General features: G+C 70.5%; 12 protein-coding genes. 3 read left to right on the forward strand and 9 right to left on the reverse strand.

What is annotated here, in order from left to right; all coding sequences use genetic code 11:
* Positions 1–339 precede the first annotated feature (339 nt).
* The 3 genes from purL to purS are packed head-to-tail and all read right to left on the reverse strand — an operon-like array spanning position 340 to position 3,616.
* The gene (gene purL, locus ACTIDRAF_RS28285) at positions 340–2,676 is read right to left on the reverse strand and encodes a phosphoribosylformylglycinamidine synthase subunit PurL (RefSeq protein WP_016698767.1); all 2,337 of its coding nucleotides are present in this window, start codon (positions 2,674–2,676) and stop codon (positions 340–342) included.
* Complete coding sequence (gene purQ, locus ACTIDRAF_RS0210875) at positions 2,673–3,344, reverse strand: phosphoribosylformylglycinamidine synthase subunit PurQ (RefSeq protein WP_016698768.1); 672 nt, start codon at positions 3,342–3,344, stop codon at positions 2,673–2,675. Before purQ ends, purL begins: the two co-directional genes overlap by 4 nt.
* Positions 3,344–3,616 (reverse strand): phosphoribosylformylglycinamidine synthase subunit PurS, encoded by a 273-nt coding sequence (purS, locus tag ACTIDRAF_RS0210880; RefSeq protein ID WP_016698769.1) that lies wholly within the window; start codon positions 3,614–3,616, stop codon positions 3,344–3,346. Before purS ends, purQ begins: the two co-directional genes overlap by 1 nt.
* Positions 3,617–3,965: 349 nt before the next feature.
* On the opposite strand from purS, the gene ACTIDRAF_RS0210885 reads away from it, so the two are divergent.
* The gene (locus ACTIDRAF_RS0210885; RefSeq protein WP_016698770.1) at positions 3,966–5,180 is read left to right on the forward strand and encodes an alpha-hydroxy acid oxidase; all 1,215 of its coding nucleotides are present in this window, start codon (positions 3,966–3,968) and stop codon (positions 5,178–5,180) included.
* Between the two features lie 51 nt (positions 5,181–5,231).
* On the opposite strand, the gene ACTIDRAF_RS0210890 is transcribed toward ACTIDRAF_RS0210885, so the two are convergent.
* Complete coding sequence (locus ACTIDRAF_RS0210890) at positions 5,232–6,107, reverse strand: NAD(P)-dependent oxidoreductase (RefSeq protein WP_016698771.1); 876 nt, start codon at positions 6,105–6,107, stop codon at positions 5,232–5,234.
* A gap of 120 nt (positions 6,108–6,227) precedes the next feature.
* Here ACTIDRAF_RS0210890 and ACTIDRAF_RS0210895 point away from each other — a divergent pair, with 120 nt between their 5' ends.
* Positions 6,228–6,593, forward strand: a complete 366-nt coding sequence (locus tag ACTIDRAF_RS0210895) for a winged helix-turn-helix transcriptional regulator (protein ID WP_026065982.1) — start codon at positions 6,228–6,230, stop codon at positions 6,591–6,593.
* Positions 6,594–6,779: 186 nt separating this feature from the next.
* Here ACTIDRAF_RS0210895 and ACTIDRAF_RS0210900 read toward each other — a convergent pair whose 3' ends face one another.
* The 3 genes from ACTIDRAF_RS0210900 to ACTIDRAF_RS33755 all read right to left on the reverse strand — a co-directional run bounded on the left by ACTIDRAF_RS0210900 (position 6,780) and on the right by ACTIDRAF_RS33755 (position 9,603).
* Positions 6,780–7,193 (reverse strand): hypothetical protein, encoded by a 414-nt coding sequence (locus tag ACTIDRAF_RS0210900; RefSeq protein ID WP_083886234.1) that lies wholly within the window; start codon positions 7,191–7,193, stop codon positions 6,780–6,782.
* Between the two features lie 550 nt (positions 7,194–7,743).
* Complete coding sequence (locus ACTIDRAF_RS0210905; RefSeq protein WP_016698774.1) at positions 7,744–8,157, reverse strand: hypothetical protein; 414 nt, start codon at positions 8,155–8,157, stop codon at positions 7,744–7,746.
* A gap of 480 nt (positions 8,158–8,637) precedes the next feature.
* The gene (locus ACTIDRAF_RS33755; protein ID WP_157162974.1) at positions 8,638–9,603 is read right to left on the reverse strand and encodes a hypothetical protein; all 966 of its coding nucleotides are present in this window, start codon (positions 9,601–9,603) and stop codon (positions 8,638–8,640) included.
* Between the two features lie 495 nt (positions 9,604–10,098).
* Here ACTIDRAF_RS33755 and ACTIDRAF_RS0210910 point away from each other — a divergent pair, with 495 nt between their 5' ends.
* On the forward strand, positions 10,099–10,734 hold the full coding sequence (locus ACTIDRAF_RS0210910; protein ID WP_016698775.1) for an MBL fold metallo-hydrolase: 636 nt from the start codon (positions 10,099–10,101) through the stop codon (positions 10,732–10,734).
* A gap of 44 nt (positions 10,735–10,778) precedes the next feature.
* On the opposite strand, the gene ACTIDRAF_RS0210915 is transcribed toward ACTIDRAF_RS0210910, so the two are convergent.
* Positions 10,779–11,675, reverse strand: a complete 897-nt coding sequence (locus ACTIDRAF_RS0210915; protein ID WP_157162975.1) for a phosphoribosylaminoimidazolesuccinocarboxamide synthase — start codon at positions 11,673–11,675, stop codon at positions 10,779–10,781.
* 105 nt (positions 11,676–11,780) lie between these two features.
* On the reverse strand, positions 11,781–12,017 hold a 237-nt coding region (locus ACTIDRAF_RS0210920), incomplete at its 5' end, for a hypothetical protein (RefSeq protein ID WP_026065983.1).

Consider the following 12,017-nt stretch of genomic DNA (forward strand, 5'->3'; position numbering starts at 1 on the left):
ACGGCGCCCACCCCCGGGTCCCGGTCGAGCGGCGCTCGACCGGGACCCGGTCGCATGGGCAGGACGCCGGGACCACGCACCTGGGGGAACCGGACCGGCGGGGCGGGCGGCCCGGGCGGTGCGCCCAAAGCCGGGGCGTTCTCGACCCCACGACGCCCGCCGTTCCCGGCGAACGCCTCCGACATGGACCACCAACCACCACGTCGCGTCGCGGTCCGAGGCCGGGGAAAGCCCCGCCCCGGCCCAGCGCGGGTCATCGGGCCGGCACGCCCCACGAACGCGACCGGCCGGCGACCCACCCACAGGGGCGGGCCACCGGCCAGTCGTCGCCGAGTCCGCTCAGCCGAACAACGCGGGCAGCGTGCCCTCCCAGGCGGTCCGCAGCTCGTCCAGCCCGAACGTCGCCACGCCCTGGATCTCCACGGCGTTCGACTCCGGGTCCACCACACCGACCTTCGTGGCCGGCAGCCCCCTGGCCCGGCACATGTCGGTGAACCGCAGCTCCTCGGAGCGGGGAACCGCCACCAGCATCCGGCCCGCCGACTCGGAGAAGAGCCACACGAAGGGATCGGCGCCTTCCGGCAACACGACGCGGCACCCGGTCTGACCGGCCAACGCGGACTCCACCACCGCCTGGGCCAACCCGCCCTCGGACAGGTCGTGGGCGGCCGACAACATGCCGTCCCGCGAACCGGCGATGACGACCTCGGCAAGCAGCCGCTCCCGGCCCAGGTCGACCCTCGGCGGAACCCCGCCCAGGTGGCCGTGCGCGACCCGCGCCCACTCCGAGCCGTCGAACTCGTCCCGAGTCTCGCCGAGCAGCAGCAGCGTCTCGCCGGGCTCGGTGCCGAAACCGGTGGGGACGCGCCGGCGGACGTCGTCGATCACGCCGAGCACACCCACGACCGGCGTCGGCAGGATCGCCGTCGACCCGGTCTGGTTGTAGAAGCTCACGTTGCCGCCGGTGACGGGGATGCCCAGCTCACGGCAGCCGTCCGCCAGCCCGCGCACGGCCTGCTCGAACTGCCACATCACCCCGGGGTCCTCCGGGGAGCCGAAGTTCAGGCAGTTCGTCACGGCGGCGGGGGTGGCCCCGCCGGCCGCCACGTTCCGGTACGCCTCGGCCAACGCGAGCTGGGCGCCGGTGTACGGGTCGAGCCGGCAGTAGCGGCCGTTGCAGTCGGTGGCGACCGCGACGCCCCGACCGGTCGTCTCGTCGATGCGGATCATGCCGCTGTCGGCGGGCTGGGCCAGCACCGTGTTGCCCCGGACGTACCGGTCGTACTGGTCGGTCACCCAGGCGCGGCTCGCCAGGTTCGGCGAGGAGATCATGCGGAGCACCGTCTCGCGCAGTTCCTCGGGACCGCTCGGGCGGGCCAGGGCCTCGGTGGTGTCGGCGATGAGCTCGTCCTGGTCGGCCGGCCGCTCCACCGGCCGCTGGTACACCGGGCCCTCGTGGGCGACGGTGCGCGGCGGGCAGTCGACGACCGTCTCGCCGTGCCAGGTGATCTTGAGACGACCACCCCGGGCCGCCTCCTCCTCGCTCACCTCGGTGACCTCACCGATCACGGTGGCGGTCACGTCCCACTTCGCGCAGACCCGGAGGAACGCGTCGACGTCCTCGGGCCGGACGACGGCGCACATCCGCTCCTGCGACTCGCTGGAGAGGATCTCGGCCGGCGTCATCCCGCTCGCGCGCAGCGGCACTCGGTCCAGCTCGACCCGCATCCCGCCGTCACCCGCGGAGGCCAGTTCGGAGGTGGCGCAGGACAGGCCAGCACCGCCCAGGTCCTGGATACCCACGACCAGCCGGTCCCGGAACAGCTCCAGGCAGCACTCGATGAGCACCTTCTCCGTGAACGGGTCGCCGACCTGCACGCTGGGCAGCTTCTTGCGGCCCGACCCGGTCTCGTCCCCGGAGAAGGAGTCCGAGGCGAGCACGGAGACGCCGCCGATGCCGTCCAGGCCGGTCCGCGCGCCGAACAGGATCACCTTGTTGCCCACGCCGGACGCGTGGGCCAGGTGCAGGTCCTCGACCCGCATCGACCCGATGCACAGGGCGTTGACCAGCGGGTTGCCCGCGTAGGTCTCGTCGAAGACGACCTCACCGCCGATGTTGGGCAGTCCCAGGCAGTTGCCGTAGCCGCCCACGCCGGCGACGACCCCGGGCAGCACCCGGCGGGTGTCCGGGGCGTCGGCCGGGCCGAAGCGCAGCGGGTCGGCCACCGCGACCGGTCGGGCGCCCATCGCCAGGATGTCCCGGACGATGCCACCGACGCCGGTCGCCGCGCCCTGGTACGGCTCCACGTAGGAGGGGTGGTTGTGCGACTCCACCTTGAAGGTGACCGCCCACCCGTCGCCGATGTCGACCACGCCGGCGTTCTCGCCGATGCCGGCGAGCATCCCGGCCCGCATCTCCTCGGTGGTCGTCTCCCCGAAGTAGCGCAGGTGGACCTTGGACGACTTGTACGAGCAGTGCTCGCTCCACATCACCGAGTACATCGCGAGCTCGGCGTCGGTGGGGCGCCGGCCGAGGATGGCCCGGATCCGCTGGTACTCGTCGTCCTTCAGGCCCAGTTCCCGGTAGGGCTGCGGCAGGCCCGGGGTGGCGGCGGCATGGTCGACGGTGTCGACAGGGGCGGCGGTCTGCTGGCCGGTCAGATCGGTGCTGGTCACGCGGTCACCACTGTGTCGAGGAGGGAAAGGAACATGCCGAGCCCGTCGTCGCTGGGCCCGGTGAGGGCGTCGATGGCGTGCTCGGGGTGCGGCATCAGGCCCAGGACACGGCCGCGCTCGTCGGTGATGCCCGCGATGTCGCGCAGCGCGCCGTTGCGGTTCTCGCCGACGTAGCGGAAGGCCACCCGCCCCTCGCCCTCCAGCCGGTCCAGCGTCGCCTCGTCGGCCACGTACCGGCCCTCACCGGACTTCAACGGCACGAGGATCTCGGCGCCCCGGTCATACCGGGTGGTCCAGGCGCTGGTGGTGTTCTCCACCCGCAGCCACTGGTCGCGGCACACGAAGTGCAGCCCCGAGTTGCGCACCAGGGCGCCGGGCAGCAGGCCGGCCTCGCAGAGGATCTGGAAGCCGTTGCAGATGCCCAGCACCGGCATGCCGCCCCGGGCCGCGGTGACGACCTCGCCCATCACGGGGGCGAACCTCGCGATCGCTCCGCAGCGCAGGTAGTCGCCGTAGGAGAAGCCGCCCGGCACGATGACGGCGTCGACCCCGCGGAGGTCGGCGTCACCGTGCCACAGCGGGACGGCCTCGGCGCCGGCGGTGGTCACCGCGCGGGCCGCGTCGACGTCGTCGAGGGTGCCGGGGAAGGTGATGACACCGACGCGCATCAGACGGCCCCCGCCACGGAGCCGTCGGCGGACTCCACGGTCACGCGGCGGACGGTCCAGTCCTCGATGACGGGGTTCGCGAGCAGGGTCTCGGCGATCCGCTCGAGGGTCTCGTCGTCGACGTCGTCGTCGACTTCCAGTTCGAAGTGCTTTCCTTGGCGGACGCTCGTCACGCCCTCGAAACCCAGCCGGGGTAGCGCTCCCGCCACCGCCTGTCCCTGGGGGTCGAGGATCTCCTGCTTGGGCATGACGTCGACGACGACTCGGGCCACGGTCGATGCTCCTGGCTAGTTCAGGTCGGCGGTACCGCACGAGCCTAGCCGAGCGACGAACTCACCCGTTGATACGGGTCGTGAGAAGCTTGATCACACACTGTGACGAAATCCCCGTCGTTCGTCGGTCGAGATCGTCCGTTCGGACCTACTGGGCCTCGCACCGAAGGGCCACCGGGTGCGCGGCCTGCTGTGGCCAGGGACGAGCCAGGCGGGCCTCCCCGGGGGTAGCGTCAGCGGATGGCCCTGCGGCCGGTCCCGCGACGCGGCGAGCCCGCCGGGCCGCCCTCGAGAAGCCACCGCGCCTGGGCGCGGTGCACGTCACACGTCCACGCCGGAGGTCCCGTCCGTGTCCGAGCGCCGCCTGCCCCGCTGGTCCGAGTTCGCGCCGCTGCTGCGCCCGCAGGTCCCCAAGCTCAACCCCACCGAGCGCAGGCTGGACCGGGCCCACACCATCGGCGACCTGCGGACGATCGCCAGGAAACGGACCCCCCGGGCCGTGTTCGACTACACCGACGGCGCCGCCGAGGGCGAGGTCAGCCTGCTGCGGGCGCGCCGGCTATTCCGGGACATCCAGTTCAACCCCCGGGTGCTGCGGGACGTGTCCTCCCCGAACACCGCCGTGGACATCCTCGGCGCCCCCTCCTCGCTGCCCTTCACCTTCGCCCCCACCGGCTTCACCCGGATGATGAACCACGAGGGGGAACGAGCGGTCGTCCGCGTCGCCGAACGCGTCGGCATCCCCTACGCCCTCTCCACGATGGGCACCACCTCCATCGAGGACGTGGCCACCGCCGGGCCGGACGCCCGCAAGTGGTTCCAGCTCTACGTGTGGAAGGACCGCGAGGCCAGCGAGAACCTCGTCCGCCGCGCCTGGGACGCCGGCTACGAGGCGTTGGTGCTGACGGTGGACGTCCCGGTCGCCGGCGCCCGGCTCCGCGACGTCCGCAACGGCATGTCCATCCCGCCCGCCCTCACCCCCCGCACCGTCCTCGACGGCGCCATGCACCCGGCGTGGTGGATCAACCTGCTGACCACGGAGCCGCTCACCTTCGCCTCGGTGCGGCACTGGGACGGCACGGTGGCCGAGCTGCTGAACAAGATGTTCGACCCGACGGTCACCATCGAGGACCTGCGGTGGCTGCGGGACATCTGGCCGGGGAAGCTCGTCATCAAGGGCATCCAGAGCCTGCCCGACGCGCTCGACGTCGTCGAGCACGGCGCGGACGCGGTCGTGCTGTCCAACCACGGCGGCCGCCAGCTGGACCGCGCGCCCACCCCGCTGGAACTGCTGCCCACCGTCGTCGGCGCCGTCGGGGAGCGCACCGAGGTCTACCTGGACACCGGCATCACCAGCGGTGCGGACATCGTCGCCGCCCTGGCCCTCGGCGCCCGCGCCTGCATGGTGGGCCGCGCCTACCTGTACGGGCTGATGGCCGGCGGGGAGCGGGGCGTGGCGAAGTCGGTGGACATCCTCCGCGCGGAGATCACCCGCACCATGCAGCTCCTCGGGGTGAACAGCGTCGCCGAGCTGACCCCCGACCACGTCACCCTCCGCCGCTGAACCGTGCGGGCCGCCCGAACCACCCGGTCCGGGCGGCCCCGGGAACTCGGCTCAGCCCGCGGCCCGCAGGCTCTCCACGATCCGGATGAAGCCCTCGTCGCCGTGCCCGGCCTCGATCTGCCGCTGGATCAGCGACTGCACCGCCGAGATCAGCCCGGTGTCCACGCCCTGCTCCCGGGTGGCCTCCACCAGGTAGCCGAGGTCGGAGAAGCGCAGGCTCTGCTGGCCAGGCACGGCATAGTCGCCGCCGTCGACGACCTCGGCGTAACCGGCGAAACCCGTGGTCATCGCGCTCAACCACGGGGCGGCCATCCCCGCGAACTCCGTCGCGGACATCCCCGTCGGGCGCACCATCGCCACGCCCTGCGCGAACCCGGCGAACATCACGTACATGCCCGCGAGCAGGGCGAGGTCGTAGAGGCAGGCGAGCCCGGCGTCCTCCCCGTGGAAGGCGCTCTCCCCCCACAGGTCGAGCACCGGGCGGTACCGGTCGAAGACCTCCCGCGAGCCGCTGTAGAGCACGGTGGACCCCGGCTGCCCGATCATGGGTGGCACCGCCATGATCCCGCCGTCCAGGTAGCCGATCCCGTGCTCGGCCGCCCATCGGGCCGACTCCCTGGCCTGCTCGGGGGTCGTCGTGGTCAGGTTCACCACGGTCCGACCGCCGAGCTGGGCTGCGACCGGGTCCAGCACCTCCCGCACCGAGTCGTGGCCGAGCAGGCAGACCACGACGAGGTCCGAGGCCGTCACCGCCTCCCGCGCGCCGTCCACGACCACCGCTCCCCGCTCGGCGAGGGTCGCGCCCCGGCCCGGGGTGCGGTTCCACGCCGTCACATGGTGCCCGGCATCCACCAGCGCGGCCGCCAGCGCGCGACCCATCTCCCCCAGGCCCAGCACGCTGACCCGGACGCCCTCATCGCTCGACATCTCCCCGTCGCTCCCTCTCGTTCCCGTGTGGTGCCGCCATCCTTTCCCCGGGCGGCTAGGGTCGGGAAGTACCGACTAATTAGTGGGGTACTCACCAGGAAGTAAGTGGTGGAGGAGCCGATGGGGAACCGGAACCGCCGTGGGCCCTACGTCTGCGGGATCGACGCCGCGATGGACGTGGTCAGCGGGAAGTGGAAGGCGTTGATCCTCTGGGAGCTGGACCACCACGGGGTGCGCCGGTTCGCCGAGCTGCGCCGTGGCCTACCGGGGGTGAGCGAGAAGATGCTGGTCCAACACCTGCGGGAGATGGAGGACGACGGCCTGGTGCACCGGGAGGTCTACCGGGAGGTGCCGCCGAGGGTCGAGTACTCCCTCACCGGGCACGGGAGGTCGCTGAACGAGGCCCTGGCGCCCCTCGGCGAGTGGGGACGGGGCCGCATCGGGCGGATCGGCGCGGAGCGGCTGCGGGTGGAAGCGGCGGGGTGACCCTGCCGGGCAGCGTCGTCCGCCCCGCTCGGCGGCCGACCCGCTGACCGTCTCCTCCGCTCGATCCAGGGTGATGCTGGAAGTTCGCCGCGTCCGACCACTCGGTGCCCGCCGCCCGCCGGAACCAGCGCGGACGGCGGCGGCGATGGCGAGCGCATCCCCGGAGCGAGGCCTCCCTCGTCACCCTCAGGAGCACTGGGGTTCCATGCTGACCTGGAACAGGGAGTCGGAGTAGTACTTCCGCCCCCAGTCATCCTCGTACGACAGCCGCACCCCGTCCGTCGACGCGGACTCCGCCGTCCGCTCGGCGATCGTCGTCAAGGTCCACTCCACACCCGGCTCGATCTCGGCGCCCACGACGGGAACCCGCGCCGCCCAGGCCTCCTGCCCGTTCTCGGTGAAGGTGTTGGGTACCTCCTCATCCAGAGGGTTCCAGCCCCCCTGGGAGGGGACGTAGAGGGTGTCGCCGTTCTCCTCCGGTTCCGGAACCGGCACGAGGAGCATCTCCACCAGCGTGAAGTTCTCCTCGTTCAGCAGCGACGCCCCGGTCACCCGGACCACACGATCGCCCTCGTTCTCCAGGCCACTGCTGAACGTCATGAACGTCTCACCGTCCACGTCGCTTTGGCACAGACGAGCGCTGTTCCCACCGATGCGGACATCACCCTCTCGCGGAGAACCGTCCCCACAGGCAGCGAGCCACAGAGCGACCCCGCCCAGCAACCCGACTCGCCACGACCTACCCACGGTCCCTGTCTCTGCCATGCCCCTCCCCAACTCTCATCCCACAAGCCCACCGGGCCGGAGCACCGCCGAATTCGGTGCAGCGCCTTCCAGCGGGCCGGTCTGGTGGCCGTCGCCGACCTGCCACGAGCGGCAGATCTCCACGCCCGCTACCTGGTCTTCGGTCGTCGTGCCACGATGTCCAGCGGCGGTGCCTCGTACCCAAACCACGCGTTGCGCGCCTTCCTCTTCGGCGAACACATCCGTGCCCGCCTGGTCTGGCCGCACTCCGACACAAGCCCGCCCAATGGAACTACCTGAACCTGACCGCTGGAACCAGTTCGAGCACCGGCGTGGGGCCTCGACCCGATCGAGGCCCCACGCCGGATGAGAACTCGTCCCTCCCAGGCTGTACTACTCCCTCACCTCATGAACATTTAGGTTCCATGCTGGCCCGAAGCGTGGAGTCTGAGTAGTACTCCCGACCCCGGTCATCCTCGTAGAACAGCCGCACCCCGTCCGTCGACGCGGACTCCGCCGTCCGCTCGGCGATCGTCGCCAAGGTCCACTCCACACCCGGCTCGATCTCCGCGCCCACGACCGGAACCCGCGCTGCCCATGCCGCTTTTCCATTCTCAGTGAACACGTCAGAGAACTGTTCGTCCGAAGGAAGACCTCCACCCTGGTGAGGGACGTAGAGGATGTCACCGTTCTCCTCCGGCTCCGGTACCGGCACGAGGAGCATCTCCACCAGCGTGAAGTTCTCCTCGTTCAGCAGCGACGCCCCGGTCACCCGGACCACACGATCGCCCTCGTTCTCCAGGCCACTGCTGAACGTCATGTACGTTTCACCGTCCACGTGGCTTTGGCACAGACGAGCGCTGTTCCCACCGATGCGGACGTCACCCTCTCGCGGAGACCCGTCACCGCACGCCACAAGGCAAATTCCGAGCATGACGATAATTACTACAGCTGAGCGCATATCACGACCTAGTGGCCTTCACCACGATGTTTCCGGAGCCGTTCCCAGGCCGCCCCCTGGAACCACAGAGTAATCTCGGCTCGACAAAATCGAACTTCAACTTCGCCGACGAAGTGTACCCGGTACGACTGGATAGATCAATACCCAGCAGACCTTCAAGCTTCGCTCCGGTCGCCCACTCGAAGGCCAACCCCCTGTCTTCTTCGTAGCTCGAACCCTTCAGATTATTAGCACAATTCTCGGGACGAGTCGAGACCTGAGAGGTATTGCGCAAACGGGAACCGGCCGCGAACCGGTAAGGCCTCACCTCGTACCCCATGTGAATTGCATCCTTGCACGTCATAATTTGATATCGGGCGTAGAGGTACTGAGTGTCATGGAACTTGTACGCGTACTCCCGTGCCTCGGGTACGTTATCGTCGCCGTACCCGACAAATTCATTGACCCACTTCTACTGTAGTTCCCGTATCCACCCTGGAAGGAAATTCCTATACCCAGAGAACTTTGAGCACCACTGGAGTATTTCAGCTGAGCCCACACTCCGGTGGTCGCCACGTAGGTCGCGCCAACGTTGACCCACCTGGCACCCAGATCCCTCGGCGTGGGTCCGCACGAAGCCGGCTCCATCCTGCCACCTTGGGCACGTGCCGATGCCAGGGCCGCACGTTGTTCTGCGGTCTTCGGCTCCATGCGGAGCACTCCCGTGCTGACGGGGTTCATTACAGCCAGGTCAGGGGCCGCCATGAGACGGGGTTCGCCAACTGGCTCGTCAGCCTCGTCGCCCACTTGAATGCCAGTAGCGAAGTGCGCTACACCAGTGGCCGTCTCAACAAGGAGCGTGGTGCTCACCGAATCGTTGACGTCGCGAAACTCCTGGGCGACCACATCCGGATCCACGCGAAGTTCAAAGGTTCCGGACTGGTCGGTGAACGTCTTCGCTATCGGAATGAGGCGAATTGTCTCACCTTCGGCCGGCAGGGTCTCCATCTCCTTCGCCGGCGGCCACGCCTGGAGATACGGCGCAGCGCCCGCCGCCGGCGTTACGCCGTCCTCCGCCACCACCGAGCCAGTCATGATGACGGGCGAGTCGAGGGAACCCGATTCCTCGACCTCAGGTATCCAGTTCGCGTACGCGGAATCGGACCGAGGTTGTGGTGCGGCTCCGGCTCCGGCTACCCCCCTGCCACCACCGCAGCTACGCCAGCCACGGCCACAGCGGCAGCCAAGGATAAGACTCTTCGTAATGCCCTCAAGATCACTCTCCTGTGCGTCGGTCGCCCTTAAGAATGGACCGCGATCAACCATGCGCTCAACGTCACGGTACCGCTCCGATATGTGATCCAGCGACGGCCAGTAGAGTGATACACATCACCATCAATGGGTCTACGCGATTCAGGCAAAAGCGACTGCCGGGAATGGGGACGCCACACTTTGAAGTTTGTTTATTTCCCACTACTGAAATGAGTTCACGGCGCGACCGGTGGCGGTCCTGTTTCGCCGGAGAAATTCACCGAACCGCGAGGACACCCGTCATGGCGGTCGTCGTACGGCACCAGGAACGTCGTCGACGGCCATCCACCCGTGCGGCTCCGGGCCACGGCGGGGGCTCTTGCGTCGGCTGCCCGGCGGGACGCGGTGCGGCGCTGTTCCACCCCACGGATACCCACCGCCCCGCCGTCCTCGCAGGTGGGCGGATCGCCTGCTGAACGACGGCGGTCCGCCCGCTAGCGTGGTGGATGCCCTGGGGCCGTCCGGGTGGCAGGCCGGGCGGTCCACCGTCCGCGTCGAGGGGGAGTCGCCGTGCACCTCACACACTTCGGGCACTCGTGCCTGCTGGTCGCCACCGACCAGGCCAGGTTGCTGTTCGACCCGGGGGCCTTCTCCTCGGGCTTCGAGGAGGTCCGCGACCTGGACGCCGTCCTCATCACGCACAAGCACCCCGACCACCTCGACCTCGACCGCCTGCCCGCCCTGCTCCAGGCGAACCCGGGCGCCACGCTGATCGCCGACCCCGGGTCCGCCGAGGCGCTCACCTCGGCCGGGCTCCGGCCCCACCTGGCGACCCCCGACGCCGTGATCACGGTCGCCGGCCTGCCGGTGCGGGCGGTCGGCGGCACGCACGCCGTCATCCACCCGGACCTCCCCGGGCTGCCCAACGTCGGCTACCTGCTGGCCGAGGGCGCGTTCCTGCACCCCGGTGACTCCTTCGTCGTCCCGGAGCAGGCGGTGGACGTGCTGGCACTGCCCACGGCGGCGCCCTGGATGAAGCTCTCCGAGGCGGTGGACTACCTCCGCGCCGTCCAGCCCCGGCTGGCGGTGCCCATCCACGAGGCGGTGCTGGCCATGCCGAGGATGCACTACGACCGGTTCACCGAGCTGGCCCCCGAGGGCACCCGGGTGCGGGCGCTGCCGCGTGGCGAGGCCACGGCGGTCTGACCCCGGCCGGCAGGCCGGCACCCGCTCGACCGGTGCGGCCGGCCTCAGCCGGCGGTCGGCCAGTCGGCGAGTGAGCGGCCGGTGATCCGCTCGTAGGCTGTGACGTACCGCTGGCGGGTGGTGGCCACCACCTCGGCGGGCAGCGCGGGGGGCGGCACGTCCGAGGCACGGTCCCAGCCGGACTCCGGGGAGGTCAGCCACTCCCGCACGAACTGCTTGTCGAAGGCGTGCTGCACCCGGCCCGGCTCGTACTCGTCGGCCGGCCAGTAGCGGGAGGAGTCGGGGGTGAGGACCTCGTCCCCGAGCACGAGGCGGCCACCGGCGTCGGTGCCGAACTCGAACTTGGTGTCGGCCAGGACCAGTCCCCGGCTCTCGGCGTGCTCGGCGGCGGCCGAGTACACGGCCAGCGTGGTCGCCCGCAGCTCCTCGGCTCGTTCCCGGCCCACGGTGTCCACCACGGCGTCGAAGGACACGTTCTCGTCGTGTTCGCCGATCTCGGCCTTGGTGGCGGGGGTGAAGATCGGCTCGGGGAGGCGGGACGCCTCGACCAGGCCGGCCGGCAGCGCGATACCGCAGACCGCGCCGGTGCGCCGGTAGTCGGCGGTGCCCGACCCGGCCAGGTAGCCCCGTGCCACGCACTCGACCGGCAGCATCTCCAGTCGGCGGACCAGCAGCGCCCTTCCCCGGACCTCCGCCGGGATGCGGGGGTCGTCCCAGGCCACCAGGTGGTTGGCCAGGTGGGGCACCCGCTGGGCCAGCAGCTCGAACCAGAACACGCTCATCGCGGTCAGCACCCGCCCCTTGTCGGGGATGGGTGTCTCCAGCACGAAGTCGTACGCGGAGATGCGGTCCGAGGCGACCAGCAGCAGGTGGTCGTCGTCCACGGAGTACAGCTCACGCACCTTGCCCGCGGCGATCAGCGGGTAGTCGGCCAGCTCGATGTCGGACACCGGGAGACCCTAACCCGCCGGTGAGCCGCCCCAGCCGCTACCCGCTCCGGCCACCGGCGCACGGGCGCTACGGCGGCGGTCGGCGCCGTAGCGTCCTCAGCGGTGCTCCTCGCCGGCCGGCATGCCCAGCACGGGAGGGGCCACCCGGTCGCCGTCGCCCCAGACGTCGTCGGTGTCCTCCAGGTAGTCGGCGGTCTCCCGGCCCGCGCCGTCCTCGGGGTGGGCGTTCGCCCGCCGGGTGCCGGTCGCGGCGCCGCCGGGCCGCCCCGGGTGTTCGTGGCTGCTGGGCCCGGCCGTGGGCAGGGCGCCGGCGGCGGGGCCGAAGGCGTGACC

This window comes from Actinoalloteichus spitiensis RMV-1378 (genome assembly GCF_000239155.1).
Lineage (GTDB): Bacteria > Actinomycetota > Actinomycetes > Mycobacteriales > Pseudonocardiaceae > Actinoalloteichus_B > Actinoalloteichus_B spitiensis.